The 19,786-nt window shown below is 69.7% G+C and carries 20 protein-coding genes and 1 tRNA gene; 11 read left to right on the top strand and 10 right to left on the bottom strand.

Annotation, left to right across the window (positions count from 1 at the left end; genetic code table 11):
- Positions 1-108 precede the first annotated feature (108 nt).
- Positions 109-747, top strand: a complete 639-nt coding sequence (locus ACZ592_RS27015) for a GNAT family N-acetyltransferase (protein ID WP_471584226.1) — start codon at positions 109-111, stop codon at positions 745-747.
- 47 nt (positions 748-794) lie between these two features.
- Here the strand turns inward: ACZ592_RS27015 and ACZ592_RS27010 are convergent, their stop codons facing one another.
- The gene (locus ACZ592_RS27010; protein ID WP_471584225.1) at positions 795-2,426 is read right to left on the bottom strand and encodes a beta-N-acetylhexosaminidase; all 1,632 of its coding nucleotides are present in this window, start codon (positions 2,424-2,426) and stop codon (positions 795-797) included.
- A 238-nt stretch (positions 2,427-2,664) separates the two neighbouring features.
- Here ACZ592_RS27010 and ACZ592_RS27005 point away from each other — a divergent pair, with 238 nt between their 5' ends.
- The 3 genes from ACZ592_RS27005 (at position 2,665) to glmS (ending at position 5,795) form a co-directional block, all read left to right on the top strand.
- The gene (locus ACZ592_RS27005; protein WP_471584224.1) at positions 2,665-3,543 is read left to right on the top strand and encodes a DUF4429 domain-containing protein; all 879 of its coding nucleotides are present in this window, start codon (positions 2,665-2,667) and stop codon (positions 3,541-3,543) included.
- 122 nt (positions 3,544-3,665) lie between these two features.
- Positions 3,666-3,923 carry a hypothetical protein gene (locus ACZ592_RS27000; protein ID WP_471584223.1) on the top strand — a complete coding sequence of 86 codons (258 nt, stop codon included), beginning with the start codon at positions 3,666-3,668 and terminating at the stop codon, positions 3,921-3,923.
- Positions 3,924-3,977: 54 nt separating this feature from the next.
- The gene (gene glmS, locus ACZ592_RS26995; RefSeq protein WP_471584222.1) at positions 3,978-5,795 is read left to right on the top strand and encodes a glutamine--fructose-6-phosphate transaminase (isomerizing); all 1,818 of its coding nucleotides are present in this window, start codon (positions 3,978-3,980) and stop codon (positions 5,793-5,795) included.
- A 368-nt stretch (positions 5,796-6,163) separates the two neighbouring features.
- Here the strand turns inward: glmS and ACZ592_RS26990 are convergent, their stop codons facing one another.
- Entirely contained in the window at positions 6,164-6,688 is a 525-nt protein-coding gene (locus ACZ592_RS26990) for a universal stress protein (RefSeq protein ID WP_471584221.1), read from the bottom strand.
- Between the two features lie 497 nt (positions 6,689-7,185).
- On the opposite strand from ACZ592_RS26990, the gene ACZ592_RS26985 reads away from it, so the two are divergent.
- The 4 genes from ACZ592_RS26985 (at position 7,186) to ACZ592_RS26970 (ending at position 9,940) form a co-directional block, all read left to right on the top strand.
- Positions 7,186-7,509 carry a hypothetical protein gene (locus tag ACZ592_RS26985; RefSeq protein WP_471584220.1) on the top strand — a complete coding sequence of 108 codons (324 nt, stop codon included), beginning with the start codon at positions 7,186-7,188 and terminating at the stop codon, positions 7,507-7,509.
- A gap of 405 nt (positions 7,510-7,914) precedes the next feature.
- Positions 7,915-9,144 carry a helix-turn-helix domain-containing protein gene (locus ACZ592_RS26980; protein WP_471584219.1) on the top strand — a complete coding sequence of 410 codons (1,230 nt, stop codon included), beginning with the start codon at positions 7,915-7,917 and terminating at the stop codon, positions 9,142-9,144.
- Positions 9,145-9,154: 10 nt separating this feature from the next.
- Positions 9,155-9,757 (top strand): oligoribonuclease, encoded by a 603-nt coding sequence (gene orn, locus ACZ592_RS26975; protein ID WP_471584218.1) that lies wholly within the window; start codon positions 9,155-9,157, stop codon positions 9,755-9,757.
- A gap of 110 nt (positions 9,758-9,867) precedes the next feature.
- Positions 9,868-9,940, top strand: a tRNA-His gene (locus ACZ592_RS26970).
- A 138-nt stretch (positions 9,941-10,078) separates the two neighbouring features.
- Here the strand turns inward: ACZ592_RS26970 and ACZ592_RS26965 are convergent.
- From ACZ592_RS26965 to ACZ592_RS26930, 8 genes are all read right to left on the bottom strand, one after another.
- Positions 10,079-10,726, bottom strand: a complete 648-nt coding sequence (locus ACZ592_RS26965; RefSeq protein ID WP_471584217.1) for a hypothetical protein — start codon at positions 10,724-10,726, stop codon at positions 10,079-10,081.
- A 40-nt stretch (positions 10,727-10,766) separates the two neighbouring features.
- On the bottom strand, positions 10,767-11,399 hold the full coding sequence (locus ACZ592_RS26960) for a hypothetical protein (RefSeq protein WP_471584216.1): 633 nt from the start codon (positions 11,397-11,399) through the stop codon (positions 10,767-10,769).
- A complete protein-coding gene (locus ACZ592_RS26955) occupies positions 11,386-11,799 on the bottom strand; it encodes a hypothetical protein (protein WP_471584215.1) in 414 nt (137 codons plus the stop codon). The genes ACZ592_RS26960 and ACZ592_RS26955 overlap by 14 nt, the downstream gene beginning before the upstream one ends.
- 64 nt (positions 11,800-11,863) lie before the next feature.
- Positions 11,864-13,219, bottom strand: a complete 1,356-nt coding sequence (locus tag ACZ592_RS26950; RefSeq protein WP_471584214.1) for a hypothetical protein — start codon at positions 13,217-13,219, stop codon at positions 11,864-11,866.
- A complete protein-coding gene (locus tag ACZ592_RS26945) occupies positions 13,216-13,452 on the bottom strand; it encodes a hypothetical protein (protein WP_471584213.1) in 237 nt (78 codons plus the stop codon). Before ACZ592_RS26945 ends, ACZ592_RS26950 begins: the two co-directional genes overlap by 4 nt.
- Before the next feature lie 449 nt (positions 13,453-13,901).
- Complete coding sequence (locus tag ACZ592_RS26940; RefSeq protein WP_471584212.1) at positions 13,902-14,072, bottom strand: hypothetical protein; 171 nt, start codon at positions 14,070-14,072, stop codon at positions 13,902-13,904.
- Positions 14,073-14,120: 48 nt separating this feature from the next.
- Positions 14,121-14,732, bottom strand: coding sequence for a hypothetical protein (locus ACZ592_RS26935; protein ID WP_471584211.1), 612 nt, complete (start codon positions 14,730-14,732; stop codon positions 14,121-14,123).
- A gap of 373 nt (positions 14,733-15,105) precedes the next feature.
- A complete protein-coding gene (locus ACZ592_RS26930) occupies positions 15,106-16,179 on the bottom strand; it encodes a LacI family DNA-binding transcriptional regulator (RefSeq protein ID WP_471584210.1) in 1,074 nt (357 codons plus the stop codon).
- Between the two features lie 289 nt (positions 16,180-16,468).
- Here ACZ592_RS26930 and ACZ592_RS26925 point away from each other — a divergent pair, with 289 nt between their 5' ends.
- From ACZ592_RS26925 to ACZ592_RS26915, 3 genes are read left to right on the top strand one after another with little or no spacing between them, the layout of a single operon-like run.
- A complete protein-coding gene (locus ACZ592_RS26925; RefSeq protein ID WP_471584209.1) occupies positions 16,469-17,803 on the top strand; it encodes an ABC transporter substrate-binding protein in 1,335 nt (444 codons plus the stop codon).
- Positions 17,804-17,808: 5 nt separating this feature from the next.
- A complete protein-coding gene (locus ACZ592_RS26920) occupies positions 17,809-18,828 on the top strand; it encodes a carbohydrate ABC transporter permease (protein WP_471584208.1) in 1,020 nt (339 codons plus the stop codon).
- Between the two features lie 57 nt (positions 18,829-18,885).
- Positions 18,886-19,737 carry a carbohydrate ABC transporter permease gene (locus tag ACZ592_RS26915; protein ID WP_471584403.1) on the top strand — a complete coding sequence of 284 codons (852 nt, stop codon included), beginning with the start codon at positions 18,886-18,888 and terminating at the stop codon, positions 19,735-19,737.
- Positions 19,738-19,786 lie beyond the last annotated feature (49 nt).

Raw genomic sequence — 19,786 nt, 5'->3', positions numbered from 1 at the left:
CCAACAGAGACTTAGGTTAGGCTAACCTTAGTTACACACCGCGCCCCCGTCTCCCCGCGTTTCCGTCCCCGGGGGCGCGGTCAAGTCCCCTCACCTGGAGGACAGTCCATGCGCTCGCCCCTGCTCAACGACACCACCGCGGAGCGGTACCGCGCCTGCGTGACCGAGGGAGCCGAGCGGGTGGCGGCCCGACTCGCCACCACCTCCCGTCCGTTCACGGGAACCCCCGGTTTCACGCTGCGCCCCCTCGACCCCTTCACCGAGGCGGAACTGGTGCACGGCTGGGTCACCCACCCCAAGGCGGCGGCCTGGCTGATGCGGCACGCCACGCTCACCGACACCGAGCGCGAGTACATGGCGATCGCCGCCTCCGCGCACCGTGACGCGTTCCTCGGCCTGCACCACGGCGTGCCCGCGTTCCTCGCGGAGCGCTACGACCCCGCGTACACCGAACTCACCGGCCTCTACGAGCCCCTGCCCGGCGACGTGGGGATGCGGCTGCTGACCGCGCCCTACGACGCCCGCGTGCCCGGCTTCACGCGCGGGGCGCTCGCGGCGACGCTGCGCCTGCTGTTCGCCGACCCGGCGACCGAACGGGTCGTCGTCGACCCCGACGTGCGCGACACGGCGGCCCACGCCCGCAACGAGACGCTCGGCTTCCGCGCCGAGACCGTCGTCCAGAAGCCCGAGAAGGAGGCCCTGCTGAGCTTCTGCACCCGCGAGCGCCACCACGGCGCGCTCGCCTGAAAACCGACGGGCGCCCCGGAGACGGTCCTCCGGGGCGCCCGTCACCCTCACCCCGCGGGCCAGGGCACCTGCGGCGACTTGTAGTAGCCGATGCCCAGCGCGTCCCAGCGCGGGGCCTGCGCGGCGAGCCGCACCTTGTACGCGTCCCAGTCGTGCGAGGCCGCGGGCGACCAGCCGAGCTCGGCGATGCCGGGCAGCCGCGGGAACGCCATGTACTCGAGCTGCGCCGAGGTCGACAGGGTCTCGGTCCACAGCGGCGCCTCGACACCCACGACCGCGTCCGCGGGCGCGCCCGCCAGATACGTCCCCGGGTCCCAGTCGTAGGACCGCCGCACCTCCACGTAGCCCGCCCAGGACAGGCCGAGCGGGGTGTCCTTGGTGTACTTGTGGTCGAGGTAGGCGCGGTCGGCCGGCGAGAGGACCAGCCCGGTGCCGTTCTTCGCGGCGTTCACGACCTGCTCGCGCTCGGCGGCGCCGGTCCTGTCGTAGCCCCAGTACTGCGCGACGGCGCCCTGTGCGGGCTTCGCGCCGGTCAGCTGGTGCCAGCCCAGCACCTTCTTGCCGTACTTGGCGACCACCGGCTGCACCTTGTCCATGAAAGCGACGAAGTCCTCGTGGCTGGTGGAGTGCGCCTCGTCGCCGCCGATGTGGAGGTACTCGCCCGGCGTCATCGCGGCGAGCTCACGGATCACGTCGTCCACGAAGTCGTAGGTGACGTCCTTCTTCACGCACAGCGAGCTGAAGCCGACCTCGGTGCCGGTGTAGAGCGGCGGGGCGACACCGTCGCAGTTCAGTTCGGCGTACGAGGCGAGCGCGGCGTTGGTGTGGCCCGGCATGTCTATCTCCGGAACGACCTCCAGGTACCGCGAGGCCGCGTAGTCGACGATCTCCTTGTACTGCGCCTTCGTGTAGTAACCGCCCTTGCCGCCGCCGACCTGCGTGGATCCGCCGTGGGACGTCAGGCGCGGCCAGGAGTCGACGGCGATGCGCCAGCCCTGGTCGTCGCTGAGGTGCAGGTGCAGCTTGTTCATCTTGTAGAGGGCCGCCTGGTCGATGTAGCGCTTGACCTGGCCGACGGTGAAGAAGTGCCGGGAGACGTCGAGCATCGTGGAGCGGTACCCGTAGCGCGGCGCGTCGGTGACGGTGCCGCCGGCGACCCGCCACGGGACGCGCTGTCCGGTCCTCTTCTCCACGTCGGCGGGCAGTTGCTGACGGGCCGTCTGGACACCGTGGAAGAGCCCGGCACCCGTCCGGGCTGCGATGGTGAGGGAACCGGGCGCGGAGACGAGCCGGTACCCCTCGGCGCCCAGCGCCTTGTCCTGATCCGCGCCGCCGACGCGCAGCCGGATGCCGTCCGCGCCCTTGCCCGCGGTGACGGGGAGCTTGAAGCCGGTGGAGGGGCGCAGCACCGCGGCGAGGTACTCGGCGACCCGGCGCTCCTCGGGTCTGCCGCTGTCGACGCGGATCCGGGTCTTGGCGGTGATCTCGTAACCGGCCCCGCCCGCCTCGGCCTTCAGGGGCGCGGGCACGACCTGGCCGAGCGGGGTGACGGCGGGCCGCGCCGCGTCCGTGGCGTGCTCGGTGCCCGTGGCGGACGCGGCGGCGGACGAGGAGATTCCGGCGGCCGCCACGAGCAGCAGCGAGCCGATGAGGTGTGTCGTTCTTCTGTGCGATCTCACAAGCGGGTCCCTTCGACGGGCCGGCGCCGCGGTGGGGCACGTGTGCGGCGCGTCTGTGGTGGCGCCCCCGGTGCGTCACAGCGTCACGGCTGTACGGCGTCGCGGCTGTACGGCGTCATGGCCGTGTGGCGCACCCCGGTGGCATCGCAATCGAACGGTCCCCATTGGTAACCCCGTCCTCACCAGGGGTCAAGGGGTGTTGACCTTTTATCCGAGTGGTCGGTGCGAGAATCCCCGCATGGCGGAAATCATCCAGCGTGACGGCACGTGGACCTTCGACGGAGAGACGCTGCGCCTGGTCCCGGGCCGCGACAAGAACGTGTCCCTGCTGCGCAAGTCGCTGGGCGAACTGACCGTACCGCTGGCCGCGTTGGCGGGCATCGCCTTCGAACAGGGCAAGAAGTCCGGCCGGTTGAGGCTGCGGCTGCGGGACGGCGCCGACCCGCTGCTCCAGGCGACGGGCGGCAAGCTGACGGACTCCTCGGACCCGTACCAGCTGACGGTCGAACCGGACCGGTACGGCGTCGCGGAGTATCTGGTCGACGAGGTCCGCAATGCCCACCTGCTCGAACAGGTACCGGCCGCGCCCTGCGACGCGTACCTCCTCGGCGGCCCTTCCCTGCCGCTCTCCGTCTCGGCCGGTGACGGCACGGCGAGCTTCGACGGGGAGAACATCCGCCTGGAGTGGAACTGGAAGACGGAGGAGGCGAAGTCGGCGTCCGGCACGCGGTCGCTGGTGCTCGCCGACGTCACCGCGGTGGAGTGGCAGCCGGCGATCGGCCTGGAGAACGGCCACCTCCGGTTCACCGTGAAGAACGCGCCGACCAAGACCCCGCCGAAGTACGACCCGAACGCGGTCGAGCTGTGGGGCTTCAAGAAGGACCCGCTGATGGCCCTGGTCGCCGCGGCGGTCCAGGCCCGCCTGCCGCACCCCGCGGCCGCCACGGCCCCGAAGGCCCTCGCGGCGCCGGAACCGGCCGCCGCCCCGCAGCCGCCGGCCGACGACCACGACGCGCTCCTGCGCCGCCTGCGGGAGCTGGGCGAGCTCCACCAGAGCGGGATCCTCACGGACGAGGAGTTCGCGGCGGCCAAGCAGGCGGTCCTGCGCCGTATGTGAGGACGGTGCGGGAGAGGCGTACCGACCGCGCTCGCGTCACTTTCCGGTCCGTTCCGACACGACCCTGCCCGATTCCGGGCAGGATTCTTGCACAAGGTCATCCGATACCCCAGGATCGACGCATGCACGACGACCTGGTGGACCACCTCACCCGCAGCACCCCGCTCCAGCGGGGCGAAGCGCTGCGGGTCGTCCAGGACGTGCTCGCCTACTTCGACGAGACGACCGAAGCGTTCGTCCGTCGCCGCCACCGCGAACTGCAGGGTCAGGGCCTGCTGAACGCGGCGATCTTCCAGCAGATCTCGGCGGATCTCGGGTACCGCGCGGTCGCCCCGCCGGAACTCACGCTGAGACAGCTGCGCCGCATCGTCTACGGCTGACCAGGCCCGGACCACGACCGGCCACGCCATCCCTCTACGACTAGGACACCCTCCATGTGCGGAATCGTCGGATATATCGGCAAGCGTGACGTCGCCCCGCTCCTCCTCGAAGGCCTGCAGCGCCTGGAGTACCGCGGCTACGACTCCGCGGGCATCGCCGTCACCGCCCCCAAGGCCACGGGCCTGAAGATGGTCAAGGCCAAGGGCCGTGTACGCGACCTGGAGGCCAAGGTGCCCGCCCGCTTCAAGGGCACCACCGGTATCGCCCACACCCGTTGGGCCACCCACGGCGCCCCCTCCGACGAGAACGCCCACCCCCACCTGTCGCAGGACGGCAAGGTCGCCGTCGTCCACAACGGCATCATCGACAACGCCTCCGAGCTGCGCGCCAAGCTCACCGCCGACGGCGTCGAGTTCCTCTCCGAGACGGACACCGAGGTCCTCACCCACCTCGTCGCCCGCGCCCAGGCGGACACCCTGGAGGAGAAGGTCCGCGAGGCCCTGCGCCACATCGAGGGCACGTACGGCATCGCCGTCCTGCACGCCGACTTCAACGACCGCATCGTCGTCGCCCGCAACGGCTCCCCCGTCGTCCTCGGCATCGGCGAGAAGGAGATGTTCGTCGCCTCGGACGTCGCCGCGCTCGTCTCCCACACCCGCCAGGTCGTCACCCTCGACGACGGCGAGATGGCCACCATCAAGGCCGACGACTACCGCACGTACACGACCGAGGGCTCGCGCACGACGGCCTCGCCGACCACCGTGGAGTGGGAGGCCGAGTCGTACGACATGGGCGGCCACGACACGTACATGCACAAGGAGATCTTCGAGCAGCCCGACGCCGTGGACCGCGTCCTGCGCGGCCGCATCGACGACCGCTTCTCCACCGTGCACCTGGGCGGCCTGAACCTCGACGCGCACGACGCCCGCAAGGTGCGCCGCGTCAAGATCCTCGGCTGCGGCACCTCGTACCACGCGGGCATGATCGGCGCCCAGATGATCGAGGAGCTGGCCCGCATCCCCGCCGACGCGGAGCCGGCGTCCGAGTTCCGCTACCGCAACCCGGTCGTGGACCCCGACACGCTCTACATCGCCGTCTCCCAGTCCGGCGAGACGTACGACGTGCTCGCCGCCGTCCAGGAGCTCAAGCGCAAGGGCGCCCGCGTCCTGGGCGTCGTGAACGTCGTCGGCTCCGCGATCGCCCGCGAGGCCGACGCGGGCGTGTACGTCCACGCGGGCCCGGAGGTCTGCGTCGTCTCGACCAAGTGCTTCACGAACACCACGGTCGCCTTCGGCCTGCTCGCCCTGCACCTGGGCCGCATCCGCGACCTGTCGGTCTCCGACGGCAAGCGGATCATCGAGGGCCTGCGCAAGCTGCCGGGCCAGATCTCGGAGGTCCTCAAGCAGGAGGACGAGATCAAGAAGATCGCGAAGCAGTACGCGGACGCCCGTTCGATGCTCTTCATCGGGCGCGTGCGCGGCTACCCCGTCGCCCGTGAGGCCTCACTCAAGCTCAAGGAGGTCTCGTACATCCACGCCGAGGCCTACCCGGCCTCCGAGCTCAAGCACGGCCCGCTCGCGCTCATCGAGCCGGCGCTCCCGACGGTCGCGATCGTCCCGAACGACGACCTCCTTGAGAAGAACCGTGCCGCCCTGGAGGAGATCAAGGCCCGCAGCGGCAAGATCCTCGCGGTCGCGCACCAGGAGCAGGAGAAGGCCGATCAGACGATCGTCGTCCCGAAGAACGAGGACGAGCTCGACCCGATCCTGATGGGCATCCCGCTCCAACTCCTCGCCTACCACACGGCGCTGGCGCTCGGCCGGGACATCGACAAGCCGCGCAACCTCGCGAAGTCCGTCACGGTGGAGTAGTCCCCGTACGCCGTCCGGGCGATGTCTCACGCGGGTGACGCCCTCCCCCGGGCCAGGACGTGAACGACCCCCTGTGCGTGCCACCAGCACACAGGGGGTCGTTCCTCAAAGGGCCGGGGTCGCCCATTACCCCGACCCGCGCCCGTCTCGCCCGGTGGCCGTCACGCCCCGGCTCGCAGAGCGCCCCGGATGAGCCGTGAAGCGATGTGCGTGGACGACCTATATGTACCCTTCACAAGGGCACAACCCACCTCTACGCGTGAGTAGATTTATCTGTTCACAAAACCGCCCCACATGGGGAGTCGAGTGGGAGATCCACGCAACTCGCCCGGCCCTGGCGGGTGTTACGGGCCCGGTCCTGGCGGGTGTTACGGGATGACGATGACGGGCCGCTGCGCGCGCCGCGCGAGGCGCCCCGCGACAGAGCCGAAGATGCGGCCGACGATGCCGTGCGTGGAGCCGACGACGATCGCGTCCGCGCTGTACTCGCGGCCGACCTCCTCCAGCTCGTGGCAGATGTCCCCGCCGCGCTCGACGAGGATCCACGGCACCTCGGAGAGGTACTCCGCGCAGGCCAGCTCCAGGCCGAGCACTTCCGTGCGGTGGTCCGGGACGTCGACGAAGACCGGCGGCTCGCAGCCCGCCCACACCGTGGTGGGCAGCCGGTTGGCGACATGGACGATGATCAGACCCGAGCCCGAGCGGTGGGCCATGCCGATGGCGTAGGCGAGGGCCCGCTCACTGGAGGTCGAGCCGTCGAAGCCGACGACGACACCGTGCCGGAAGGCGGGATCGCAGGAGTGACGCGGTTCTTCCGCCGCACGGGGGGTCGCTGTCGGATCGGCGACCTGCCGCTTGCGGTCCGCAGGTTCGGAGTATTCGTGACCGGCCATGGGTGTCTCGGCGAAGGAGTCCTCTGTGGGAGGGTCGGCTTTTCGGGTGGTGCGAAGGATCAGGACCTGGAAGGTCGTCCGGGAATCATCTTCCCAACCCCATACCCCCAAGGGTACGGCGACACTCCTCTCCTGCCCAGAGCCTGCGAAGAGCCCCGCGCGGGGGCCGCACCGGGCCCTTGATACGGGGCCTCCCGGCGTTCACCGGAGCATGCACGAGCGTCGCCCGTATGGCAATGGTTGCTGCCTCCTACAGGCGGTTTGCCCACCCGTCCGGCGGCCACCCGGCTGTCTTCCCAGTGACCCCCGGGAGGACCACGCGTTGAACCTCCGTACGCCACCGCCACAGGGAGCACGCCGTGCCTGGACCTTCGACCGCGTCCCCACCCTCCACCCGCTTCCCGTCTTCACCCGAGCAAGCACCGCAGGAGGAACACGCCCCGGCGCACAGCCGCCGGCGACCGCCCGAGGGGGCGCGCGAACACCGGCGCGTCGGCGTGCCCGCACCCCGTAACCGGGAGCCGCAGGGCGCGCCCGCGCAGGACTCGGCGAGCGACGTGGTCCGCTGGGCCGCGTTCAGCTGCGTACTGGTCCCCGTCGTCCTCGTGGGGTACGGAAGTTCACTGGCCGGGGCGGCCGGCGCGGCGCTGGGCCTGGTGGCCGTCACCGGGGTCTGCCGGGTGCTCCTGCGGCAGTCCGAGCGGGGCGCCGCGCGAGTGCTTGCAGAACAGAACAACGGACACCGCGCGCGGCACGGCAGGACGGCTCCGGGGGCGCACAGGGGCACTCGTCAAAGTGCCGACAGTGCGCCGGTGGACTGACCGATTCACACACACGCTCCCGTAGGTTTTCAGCCAACTTCCGGGGGTCCTGGATTCCTTGGCCGAACGCCCCCTCAACCCCCGTCCGACCAGGGCTGAAAGGTGCACTCGGGCCGTGCGCACCCTACGGGGACCGGCCACGGAGCCAAGGCGCACTTCCCAGCAAGCCGCCCAAGTGCCACGCTTCGTGATCGAATGCTTTACGCCAAGTTGCCATGTCGACAATCTGCCGAGTGATGAACTGGTCACCCCGGCAGCACGGGACGCTATAGATTCGATCTTGACTGTATTACGGCGGGGGACTGGTGGAGGACCGAGGGGAAACGTGCAGGAGCGACAGGCCCAGCAAGCACGTCAGGCACGTCACGAACAGGGAGACGCGACGCCCGAGGGGGGTTTAGCACCATGAGCCACGACTCCACTGCCGCGCCGGAGGCTGCGGCTCGGAAACTTTCGGGGCGCCGCCGCCGGGAGATCGTAGCGGTGCTGCTGTTCAGCGGCGGTCCCATTTTCGAGAGTTCCATACCGCTCTCCGTGTTCGGCATCGACCGGCAGGACGCGGGAGTCCCCCGATACCGGCTGCTGGTGTGCGCCGGCGAAGAGGGACCGCTGCGGACCACGGGCGGGCTCGAACTCACGGCGCCACAAGGGCTGGAGGCGATCGGCCGGGCCGGCACGGTCGTCGTACCGGCCTGGCGGTCGATCACATCGCCACCGCCACCGGAGGCGCTCGACGCGCTGCGTCGCGCGCACGAGGAGGGCGCACGCATCGTCGGACTGTGCACCGGCGCGTTCGTGCTCGCCGCGGCGGGACTGCTCGACGGTCGCCCGGCGACCACCCATTGGATGTACGCGCCGACGCTCGCGAAGCGCTACCCGTCCGTCCACGTGGATCCGCGCGAGCTGTTCGTCGACGACGGGGACGTCCTGACGAGCGCCGGCACCGCGGCCGGAATTGATCTCTGTCTGCACATCGTGCGCACGGACCACGGCAACGAAGCGGCGGGCGCGCTCGCCCGCAGGCTCGTGGTGCCACCGCGCCGGGCCGGCGGCCAGGAGCGCTACCTCGACAGGTCTTTACCTGAGGAGATCGGCGCCGACCCGCTCGCCGAGGTCGTCGCCTGGGCGCTGGAGCACCTCCACGAGCAGTTCGACGTGGAGACGCTGGCCGCGCGCGCCTACATGAGCAGGCGCACCTTCGACCGCAGGTTCCGTTCGCTGACCGGCAGCGCGCCGCTGCAGTGGCTGATCACCCAGCGGGTGCTCCAGGCACAGCGGCTCCTGGAGACCTCCGACTACTCCGTCGACGAGGTCGCGGGCCGCTGCGGCTTCCGCTCGCCGGTGGCGCTGCGGGGTCACTTCCGGCGTCAGCTGGGCTCGTCCCCCGCCGCCTACCGGGCCGCCTACCGCGCCCGCAGGCCGCAGGGCGAGCGGGCGCTGGAGTCGGTGGCGGCGACGGCGCAGGCGGTCCCGACCCTGGTGGAGGCCGGTCCCGTGCCGTCCCAGACCCGGCGTACGGCGGCCGCGAGCGCGCTCGGACCCTCGGCCTCGGTGCCCACCGATCCCGGCAAACCGCACTCGGACGTGTACGCGCCAGGACGTGCGCCACTGCCCGGCCAGAGGAGTGCGCCGTAGGGTAAGACGCATGAACGATCGCATGGTGTGGATCGACTGCGAGATGACCGGGCTCTCGCTGACGGACGACGCACTTATCGAGGTGGCCGCACTGGTCACCGACTCGGAACTGAACGTGCTCGGCGAAGGTGTGGACATCGTGATCCGCCCGCCGGACGCGGCGCTGGAGACCATGCCCGAGGTGGTGCGCACCATGCACACCGCCTCGGGGCTCCTCGACGAGCTGGCCGGCGGCACGACGCTGGCCGACGCCGAGGAGCAGGTCCTGGCGTACGTACGTGAGCACGTCAAGGAGCCGAAGAAGGCTCCCCTGTGCGGAAACTCCGTCGGTACGGACCGCGGCTTCCTGCTGCGGGACATGGGAACGCTGGAGGAGTATCTCCACTACCGGATCGTCGACGTCTCCTCGATCAAGGAGCTGGCCCGGCGCTGGTATCCGAGGGCGTACTTCAACAGTCCGGACAAGAACGGCAACCACCGCGCGCTCGCCGACATCCGCGAGTCCATCGCCGAGCTGCGCTACTACCGCGAGGCGATCTTCGTCCCGCAGCCGGGCCCCGACTCGGACACCGCGAAGTCGATCGCGGCCAAGCACGTCCTGCCTGCGGAGTAGCTCCGCGGGACGCCCCTGTACGGGGTCCGGAAAACGTGTGCGCGAGCACCCCTTCGGACCCTGTACACTTTTTCTCGGCCGGTCGGAAGAACGACAAAAGACCGGACATGGTGGGTGTAGCTCAGTTGGTAGAGCACCTGGTTGTGGTCCAGGTGGCCGCGGGTTCAAGTCCCGTCACTCACCCTGATGGAAGAAGGCCCGGTCCGCGAAAGCGGACCGGGCCTTCTTCACGTGGTGACTCCCGCGGGGCGCGGGGCGCGGGGCACCGTGGCGGCTTCCCGCCCCCCTCTGCTCCCTGCCCCCCCTGCCCCCCCCTGCCGCCTAGCGGGCCTGAGCCGCCCCGGGCAGCCGGAGCGTCCGCGCGAAGGCGTCCAGGGGCTCCAGGGCCGCGGCGATCACCTCCGGATCGTCGTGGTGCCCGCGGAGGCAGACGTCGGGGACTCCGGGCGGCGTGTGCCAGTGGTACGACACCGACGTCATCATGAGGGAACTGTCCGCGGGATAGGAACGGGTGACCCGGACCCCGTCCCCGCCCAGGTACGGCGAGGCGAAAGCGACACTCCCGGCCCGCTGCTGCCACTCGGGGATGTCCGCGTGCGGCACGGTGAGCGCGGCGATCCCCTCGCAGGAAGCCGCGTCGGGGGCCTCGCAGTGCAGACGGGTGGCGTGCACCACCAGCGGCATGGAGGTCAGCGGGACGGGGTGGTAGATGAACGCCTCGTCGGCCTGGAGCTTGTCCCGCAGCGTCACGATCGTCTGCTCGTAGAAGCTCTTGTGGAAGCGGCGGAGCTTGCGGGTGAGTTCGATGCCGTGGACGGCGGCCAGACCGGTCAGGTGCAGGTCCAGCCATTCCTTGAAGGTCTTCTTGTCGATCTGCAGGTGGAGGTAGCCCCAGAGGTCGGGGTTGGCATCCGTGTCGACGTGGAGCGGGGCACCGAGGTCGGCGCTCCACAGGGTGCCTTCGGACATGAGGGATCTCTTTCGTCGGGGGCGCGGAAGAACGGAGCCTTCAGGCGTAGCTCCAGCGGAAGGTGCTCATGACGGCGTCGAACAGTTCCACGAGGGTGTCGTAGAAGGCGGGGTCGGAGCCGGGCGCGATCAGGGCGCTGAAGGAGAAGGTGAGGTACTGGTCGGGGTCGCTGTCCGGCACCGGCACGAAGTACTCCACCTGGCGGTGAGCGACGTCGACGCCCTGGGCGGGGTCGGCGGGGACATCCCGCTCCGAGCGCAGGGCCGCCGTCTCGTCGAGCTCCCGCACCTCGGCCCCGGGAGTCTCGGAGACGAGTGCGAGCAGGACCGCTTCCGGGCCGCGGTCGGGCCTGACCCTCGGAATTTCGATCGGCTCGGAGGCGACGATCGAGACGGGCAGCGCGACACCGTGGAGACGCTCGGTGGGGAGATAGAGGGTCATCCCCCCTTTGGCCTTGGCCCGGCGGACGACCTTCTTCATCTCCTGGGTGAGCTTCATCCGGGCCTTGGGAACGTCGTCCTTGGGAAAGCCGACGGGCAGCTGCGCGACCGCCTTGCGGACGATGCGGTCCGTCGCCTCGCCGGTCCCCGTGTGCAGCGGGATCACGTCCCAGCCGGGCGGCGGCACCAGGTTGAAGCCGTTCGGAGTCCGGCGGTGCTCAGTGGTGGCCATTGCGCTCCCGCATCCCTTCCACGACGTACGCGACGCCGACGAAGAGCGCCCACGCCGGGGCGGCGATCATGCCCGGCCAGAAACCGAAGAACAGCGAGGGCAGGAAGAAGCCGCCGCCCATGGCGAGATCCCGGGTGAGGTAGGGCGGACGGCCCGCGTACCGGGGGTACTTCGCGAAGACCCAGACGTAGTGCAGGAGGCAGCCGACGATCCCGGCCTCATAGACGTACAGGACGTCGTTCATCAGGGACTTCGGCACCAGGATCATGATCCCCAGTACCGGCAGGAACAGCGGCATTCCGATGATCAGGGTCAGCCGGAGCCGCCGGTTGGGGCCGGTGCCGAGTCCGGTACGAGCGGCTTCGGCCTCGGCGATACGGCGTGCCGAGTGCAGGTCCATGGTCGTTCCTCAAGGGTGGAGTGCGGAGGTCCGGCGGGATCCGCCGGTCCAGAAACCCGTATCGCTACCAGTGGGTGTCGGGGGCGGGCTTCAGGGTGTTGTCCTTCCAGTCCGAGTACGCCTCGTTGTACGGCTTCTCGCCGGTCTTGAACTTCTCGTCGGTCACGCTCGTCAGGTCGCTCTTGCCCAGCGCCTTGTCCGTGACGTCCATCCCCATGCCGGTCCAGGCGATGCCGAGGCCCGCCCGGTAGGACTTGTACGCCTTGTCCGCGGCGGCCCCCGCGGCCGCCGGGAAGGTGGCCTTGTTGGCCTGCAGCATCTTCGCCATGCCGGCCATCTCCTTGTCGCCGAGGTGCACCAGCGTCGACAGCGGGCTGACCCTCATCGGGTTCTTGACCACCAGGCCGACGTTCTGGGAGATGGACTTGCGCATGGCGTTACGAGCCCCGCCGATGGCCTGCCGTCCCTGCCCCTCCGGCAGCCTGGTCATCAACCGGCCCATGTCGTCCATGACGCCCTTGACGCCGCTGAGCCCTCTGCTCAGCCCGGCGGTCCGGGCGGTCTGGGCAGCGCCCACGGTGGCCTTGGCGCCGCTGGCGAGCTTCGCGGCGGCCCCGATGCCACCCACCACGAGCAGGCCGCCCACGACGTCGAAGATGACATCCGTCCAGGTGGCGTCGCCGGATGCCACCAGGAGGAGTCTGAGTCCGATCGTCAGGAGCGCGATGCCGAGGACGAGCAGATTCAGGCCGGGAATGGCGAGCGCCAGGAAGCCTGCCGCCGTCGCGATCCAGCCCATGACATCGATGAAGGCCTTGATCAGGTCCGCGTTGTCATGGGCCCAGCCCTTGACGTCGTCCCACCACGAGTCCTCGATGACGTCGTCGATCTCGTCGTTGATCTTCTTGGCGCACTCGCCGGCGTCGGTGTCGCGGTGCCCGGTGACGGTGTTCAGCCGGGTCCTGTACGTGTGCAGCGGGTCGTGATCGTCTCCGCTCACCGACGGGGTCGGCTTCTTGTCGCCGTCCGGCTTCTCGGCGGCCTTGGTCTTCTCCCGCTCGACCTCCGCGTGCTTCTCCTTGGCCTCACGCAGAATCCGGTCGGCGTCGCCCTGGTGGTCCTCCAGCTTGTTCGCCCACTTGGTGAGGTGCCCGTGGACCCGCTCGTAGCGGGAGGCCACCTCCCGCATGTGCTTCTCCAGCGTCCCGGAGTCTTCGCGCAGGCGCTGGACGTACTTGCCCTTGAGCTTGTCCTCGTCCGAGATGGCCTTGAGGTTGCGGGCCTGTTTGCGCAGCTTCTCCGCGACCGCCACCATGTGCCGGACCTCTTCCCGGATCTCCTCCGGGTCACCGGGTACGGGGTCGCTCTCGCGCAGGGGCTCCCAGTCGGCGGGGCGGGGCTTCGACGCGGTGGCGGTCACTTGCCCCCGCCCTTGCCCTTGGCCTGCTTGGCGAGCTTCTGGTCCAGGGACTCGAACGACTTCTTCGTCTCCGCGACGAGCTTGCCCGTCGATTCCAGGCCCTCGATGAGCCTGGTGCGGTAGTCGTCCCAGTTGTCGACGAAATCGCCCATGGCTTCCGCGACGTTCCCGGCACCCCAGTGCTTGTCCATGTCGTCACGACGGTTCTCGATGTTCTTGAACGTCGTCTGCAAGCTGCCGAGTTGACGTTCGCAATCGTTCAAGAACTCATAGTCGACCGTGAGATCGCTACCGGACACAGCTCTCCCTCCCGTGGCCTGACCGCTGTAGCCGGCAGGCCGCAGAGCATGTTCAGTGCATGACCTGGAGCTGCGCGATGGCGGCGTCCAGGACACTTCGGGCAATACGTGCGTCACGCCGTCGCCGGAGTGGCAGAGGCCCGGACGGAGGCAGACCGCCCACGCCATCCGTCCCGGCCCGGCGGGACTCCGGGGATCGTAACCGACGGGGCCGATCCGATCATCGGCGATGCCCCGCCGCCCGTCGCCGGGAGAGGTCCGCGCGGCGCCGCGACGGACTTCGACCGCCACCGGGAGACACTCCCCGTGACGGTCGAAGTCCGTGCGGTTTCCGGCGGCCGAGGTCCGTGACGTCCGTGATCGTCGCGGGCCGCGCCGTCCGGTCAGTCGCTGTGGCGGCGCCGGTAGCGGCGGGCCGACCAGATGCCGGCGACGAGGCCCGGCACGAGGCAGCTCAGGAGGTTCACGGTGCCGCCGCGCCCCTCCAGCGCCCAGATGCCCACCAGGAGCAGGAGGCCGGTGCAGGCAAGCGTGACCAGCACGCCGATCGCCATTTCAGTCCACCAATTGCGAGAGGTGTATGCGCGGTCCACGGTCACCACCTACTTCGTGATGAAGTGGCACTGCACCGCTTTGCGGCTGCCATTGATGAAGAGCTGCGCGCAGGCCTTTCCGTGCTTGGGCAGCGTGTGCGCACCGATCTTGTAGGTGGGGAACGTCCCCGTGTAGCACTTCTTCCGCAGCGGACCCCGCTTGATCTTGTACGTCTTGCCCGCGGTGTCGGCGTAGTGGAATTCGAGGCGCGCGTTGCAGAACCGCGAAGCGAGCGCCGCCGGGCCCACGCAGTCGACACCCGCTATCTGACTGCTGACCTTCTTGCCCGAGCCCTTGACCGAGTGGGTCAGGAAGCAGCCGGAGGGCACCTTGATGGTCACTCCCCCGTGCGAGTACGTGAAGACGCCGAGGGCCGTCGAGCCCGTTGCCGATCTCAGCACTCCGTCGGGCAGCTCCGAATAGTCGGGAGCCTTTACCTCTTGTTCCTCTTCCGGGGTCACTTCTTCACCGGGAACGTCTTCGATGACGACGTCGTCGGCGAGAACTTCACCCGAATAGTCGGACGGAATGTCGTCCGACGCGTGAGCCGGCGAAGTGCCGACAGCGATCAGAGCGGCGACGGAAACACCGGCCATGGCGGCAGCGGAAAACGCGCGCACGGGAACCCCCCATAGGTCTGCGCGGAACAGGTCGGAGGAGACCGTAACGATCTTCTACAAGCGTGTCGAACTTCGGACGGCGACTCACGCCGCGCAACGGGCTGGACGGTGCGGCCGAGCGGACGGCCCTGCCGAGGCGGCCGGGCGTCCAACGCGCCGCGCTCCAGGCACCCTTGGGCCACCGCCTCCTTGACCTGCCCTTTGCCGTCGCTTTGCCCGTACGTGTGACGAGGGTCATGGCCGGGGCCCGGGGTCCGGCGGAACACCGCACGCCTGCCGCCGCCCCGCCGCGCCCTGTCCTGTTCTGCCCCCTCCTGTCCTGTCCCTTCCTGTCCTGTCCCGTCCTGCCCTGCCCCGGCCCGGCCCGGCCCGCTCAGGACGACGCCCGCTCCACCAGTTCCGTCGGCAGGATGATCTGCGGGCGATGCGGGCGGTGGGCGCCCGGCGGGCGGGCGGACGCGAAGTCGGCGGTCTCGGCGATCTCGGCGAGCAGGACGGACGTCATCGTGCGGCCCATCTCCGTGATCGGCTGGCGCACACTCGTCAGGGGCGGGTCCATGTGGCGGGCGATCGCCGAATCGTCGAAGCCGACGAGCGCCACGTCCTCCGGTATCCGGCGGCCCGCCGCGCGCAGCACCTGCCGTGCGCCCGCCGCCATCACGTCCGAGCCCGCGAAGACCGCGTCCAGGTCCGGGGCGCGCTCCAGGAGCTCCGTCATCGCCCGGCGGCCACCCTCCTCGGTGAAGTCGCCCTGCACGATCAGCGACTCGTCGGCCGGCCGGCCCGCGCTCTCCAGGGCGTCACGGAACCCGTCCAGGCGGCGCTGGGCGCCGTACACGTCCAGGCGCCCGGTGATCGTGGCTATGGTGCGGCGGCCGCGGGACAGCAGGTGGGCGACGGCCGCCCTGGCCCCCGCGAAGTTGTCGGAGTCCACCGAAGCCAGCGTCTCCTCGGCCGACCTGCGGCCGCTGATCACCGCGGGGATCTCCAGTTGCTCCAGGAGGTCGGGCAGCGGATCGTCGGCGTGCACCGAGACGAGCAGCACGCCGTCCACGCGGTGCGCCGACAGGTACTGGGCGAGCCGCCTGCGCTCCCGGTCGCCGCCCGCGAAGGTCAGCAGGAGCTGCATGTCCGTCTCGGCGAGGGCCTGGCCCACGCCGTGCAGGATGTCCGAGAAGTACGGCTCGGCGAAGAAGCGCGACTCCGGTTCGGGGACGACGACCGCGATCGAGTCCGTCCGGTTGGCCGCCAGCGCGCGGGCCGCCGTGTTCGGAACATAACCGAGTTCGGCCACCGCCTCCTCGACCGCCGCACGGGTGCGTTCACTCACCCGCGGCGAGCCGTTGATCACTCGGGACACGGTGCCGCGCCCGACCCCGGCGCGGGCCGCCACCTCCTCGAGCGTGGGGCGCCCCCCGCTCCGTCCCCTGGGCTGACCAGTCCCCATCTGTGCCTCCCAACGACGCGAAATCTAACAGTCGCTCCACCGCCGGCCGCCCGGCAGTACCCGCTCCTGCCACCGCTCGCCGGATGCCTTCAACTCTTGGCGTCCGTCGCCTTGACACCCCCGCACAGAGCCGCGACTCTTCAAGACATCACACATGGGAGCGCTCCCACCGTACCTGGCTCTTACACGACCCGCACGTTCCCCGCCCGCGTCCGACAGCTTCAACTCGCAGTCCCATCATCACAGTTGACCAAGGGCGGTCGGCACGTCAGGGCACGAGGAGGACGCAATGCGCCACAGGACTCGCACGTACCGCAGGGTGACGGTCCTCGCGGCCGTCACCGCCCTCGCCGCAGGCCTGCTGGCCGGCTGCGCCGAGGACAAGGAGGACTCCGGCGGCTCCTCCGGGGGCGGCGGAGGCGGCGGCAAGGGCAAGACGACGCTGACGGTCGGCGTCTTCGGGGCCTTCGGCCTGCAGGAGGCCGGTCTTTACAAGGAGTACGAGAAGCTCAACCCCGACATCAAGATCAAACAGAACTCCGTGCAGCGCAACGAGAACTACTGGCCCGCGTTGCTCACCCACCTCAGCAGCGGCAGCGGCCTCTCCGACATCCAGGCCGTCGAGGTCGGCAACATCGCCGAGCTGACCACCACGCACTCCGGCAAGCTCATGGACCTCGGCAAGGTCGACGGCGTCGACAAGAACGACTTCCTGGACTGGAAGTGGCAGCAGGGCACCAGCAAGGACGGGAAGACGATCGGTCTCGGCACCGACATCGGCCCGACCGGCATCTGTTACCGCAAGGACCTCTTCAAGAAGGCCGGGCTGCCCACCGAGCGCGACAAGGTCGGCAAGCTCTGGGCCGGCGACTGGGACAAGTACCTCGCGGCGGGCAAGCGTTACCAGGCCAAGGCGCCCGACGACACCTCCTTCGTGGACGGCGCGACCGGCGTCATGGCGGCCGTGCATGCCTCGGGCAAGGAGAAGTTCTACGACAAGGACGGCGAGCTGGTCTACAAGGACAGCCCCACCGTGAAGGAGGGCTGGGACCTCGCCGCCGAGTTCGCCGAGTCGGGCCTGACCGCCAAGCTCCAGCAGTTCCAGCCCAGTTGGGACCAGGCCATCTCCAACGGTTCGTTCGCCACCATCACCTGCCCGCCCTGGATGCTCGGCTACATCAAGGACAAGGCGGGCGACAAGGGCAAGGACAAGTGGGACGTGGCCCCCTCGCCGAGGCCCGGCAACTGGGGCGGCTCCTTCCTGACCGTGCCCGAGGCCGGCAAGAACAAGGAGGAGGCCGCCAAGCTCGCCGCCTGGCTGACCGAGCCCAAGCAGCTCGCCAAGCTCTTCGACGAGCGCGCCAGCTTCCCGAGCGCCGACGCCGCCTACGACCTGCCCGAGGTCAAGGACGCCAAGAACCCCTACTTCGACAACGCGCCCGTGGGCCAGATCTTCTCCCGGGCCGCCGAGGGCGTGCCGGTCCAGCCCATCGGGCCCAAGGACGGAATCATCTCCCAGTACCTGGCCGACACCGGGATGCTCGGCGTCGACCAGAAGGGAACCGCTCCCGACGAGGCCTGGGACAAGGCCGTGAAGACGATCGACAACGCTTTGGACCAGTGACCGGGATGACGAGCGACGCAAGCACCGCCGCGCCCTCCCAGGGGGAGGAGGGCGCGGCCCCCCGCACCGGGGCCGCCGCACGGTCGGCGGACCCCGCAGAGGAGCGCCGCCGCGCACGGCGCAGCCGCCGCTACCGCTGGGACGTCAAGTGGAGTCCCTATGCCCTCATCGCCCCCTTCTTCCTCTTCTTCGTCGCCTTCGGGCTCTTCCCGCTGCTCTACACGGGGTGGGCCTCGCTGCACCGCGTGGAGCTCGGCACGCCCACCGACATGGAGTGGGTGGGGCTGCGCAACTTCTCCCGGCTCTGGGACGACGAGTTCTTCTGGAACGCGCTGCGCAACACCTTCACCATCGGGCTCCTCTCGACCGTGCCCCAGCTCCTGATGGCGCTGGGCCTGGCCCATCTCCTGAACTACCGGCTGCGCGGCTCGATGTTCTTCCGGGTCGCGATCCTCACGCCGTACGCCACGTCGGTGGCCGCGGCGACGCTGGTCTTCGTGCTGATGTTCAGCCGCACCGACCACGGAATGATCAACTGGGGGCTCGGGCTGGTCGGCGTCGACGCGGTCGACTGGCAGAACGGCGACTGGACCGCTCAGTTCGCCGTCTCCTCCATCGTGATCTGGCGGTGGACCGGCTACAACGCGCTGATCTATCTGGCGGCGATGCAGGCCATCCCGCACGATCTGTACGAGTCGGCGGCCCTGGACGGCGCGAGCCGCTGGCAGCAGTTCCGGCACGTCACGATCCCCTCGCTGCGGCCGACGATCCTGTTCACCTGCGTCGTCTCGACGATCGGGGCCACCCAACTCTTCGGTGAGCCGCTGCTGTTCAGCCAGGGCGCGAGTCCGACCGGGGGCACCGAGCACCAGTTCCAGACCCTGGGGCTCTACCTCTACGAGCAGGGCTGGTTCAACCAGCACCTCGGCCGGTCCTCGGCGATCGCCTGGACGATGTTCCTGATTCTCGTGCTGATCGGCCTCCTGAACTGGGCCATCAGCCGCCGGATCCGCAAGAGCGCGTGAGGGGATGACGTGACCACCACTCTGTCCACCGGGCCCCGCGAGCACGGCGCGCGGGACGTGAAACGCCCGCGCAAGCGGGGCGCGGGGCGCCAGCTGCACGGCGGCAAGGTGACGTACGCCGTGCTGATCGTCTTCACCGTCGGCTCGCTCTTCCCGCTGGTGTGGACCGCCATCGCGGCCTCGCGCAACAACACGCGGCTCGCCGAGACGCCCCCTCCCTTCTGGTTCGGCGGCAACCTCTTCAAGAACCTGGAGATCGCCTGGACCGACGCCAACATGGGCACGGCCCTGCTGAACACGCTGGTGGTGGCGGGCTCCATCACCATCGGCACCGTGCTCTTCTCGACCCTCGCGGGCTTCGCCTTCGCCAAGCTCCGCTTCCGCTTCCGCGGCTTCCTGCTGCTCCTGGTGATCGGCACGATGATGGTGCCGCCCCAGCTCAGCGTCGTCCCCCTGTTCATGGTGGTGGCGGATCTGGGCTGGACCGACCAGCTGCAGTCGGTCATCCTGCCCACCCTGGTCAGCGCCTTCGGGGTGTTCTTCATGCGGCAGTACCTCATGGAGGCGCTGCCGACCGAGCTGATCGAGGCGGCCCGGATGGACGGGGCCAGCAGCTGGCGGGTGATCTGGCACGTGGTCTTCCCGGCCGCGCGTCCCGCCATGGCGGTCCTCGCCATGCTCACCTTCGTCATGGCGTGGAACGACTTCTTCTGGCCGATCATCGCCCTGACCCAGGAGGGCCGGCCGACCGTGCAGGTGGCGCTCGCCGGGCTCGGCCGCGGGGCCATCCCCGACCAGTCCGTGATCATGGCGGGCGCGCTGCTCGGCACGCTGCCGCTGCTGATCGCCTTCGTCCTGTTCGGCAAGCAGATCGTGGGCGGCATCATGCAGGGCGCGGTCAAGGGCTGAGCCCTCGTTCCCATCCGCCCGACGCGTCAACTCCTCATTCCGTACGAAC

This window comes from Streptomyces sp. NPDC040622 (assembly GCF_055593965.1).
This window is presented reverse-complemented; position numbering and strand designations above follow the sequence as displayed.

Excerpts from the sequence above, each read along its gene's own strand:
- ACZ592_RS27015 (WP_471584226.1), top strand. The coding sequence starts at position 109 with ATGCGCTCGCCCCTGCTCAACGACACCACCGCGGAGCGGTACCGCGCC.
- ACZ592_RS27000 (WP_471584223.1), top strand. The coding sequence starts at position 3,666 with ATGCACGACGACCTGGTGGACCACCTCACCCGCAGCACCCCGCTCCAG.
- ACZ592_RS27005 (WP_471584224.1), top strand. The coding sequence starts at position 2,665 with ATGGCGGAAATCATCCAGCGTGACGGCACGTGGACCTTCGACGGAGAG.
- ACZ592_RS26955 (WP_471584215.1), bottom strand. The coding sequence starts at position 11,799 with ATGGACCTGCACTCGGCACGCCGTATCGCCGAGGCCGAAGCCGCTCGT.
- glmS (WP_471584222.1), top strand. The coding sequence starts at position 3,978 with ATGTGCGGAATCGTCGGATATATCGGCAAGCGTGACGTCGCCCCGCTC.
- ACZ592_RS26980 (WP_471584219.1), top strand. The coding sequence starts at position 7,915 with ATGAGCCACGACTCCACTGCCGCGCCGGAGGCTGCGGCTCGGAAACTT.
- ACZ592_RS26930 (WP_471584210.1), bottom strand. The coding sequence starts at position 16,179 with ATGGGGACTGGTCAGCCCAGGGGACGGAGCGGGGGGCGCCCCACGCTC.
- ACZ592_RS26925 (WP_471584209.1), top strand. The coding sequence starts at position 16,469 with ATGCGCCACAGGACTCGCACGTACCGCAGGGTGACGGTCCTCGCGGCC.
- ACZ592_RS26965 (WP_471584217.1), bottom strand. The coding sequence starts at position 10,726 with ATGTCCGAAGGCACCCTGTGGAGCGCCGACCTCGGTGCCCCGCTCCAC.
- ACZ592_RS26940 (WP_471584212.1), bottom strand. The coding sequence starts at position 14,072 with ATGGCGATCGGCGTGCTGGTCACGCTTGCCTGCACCGGCCTCCTGCTC.
- ACZ592_RS26960 (WP_471584216.1), bottom strand. The coding sequence starts at position 11,399 with ATGGCCACCACTGAGCACCGCCGGACTCCGAACGGCTTCAACCTGGTG.
- ACZ592_RS26920 (WP_471584208.1), top strand. The coding sequence starts at position 17,809 with ATGACGAGCGACGCAAGCACCGCCGCGCCCTCCCAGGGGGAGGAGGGC.
- ACZ592_RS26990 (WP_471584221.1), bottom strand. The coding sequence starts at position 6,688 with ATGGCCGGTCACGAATACTCCGAACCTGCGGACCGCAAGCGGCAGGTC.
- orn (WP_471584218.1), top strand. The coding sequence starts at position 9,155 with ATGAACGATCGCATGGTGTGGATCGACTGCGAGATGACCGGGCTCTCG.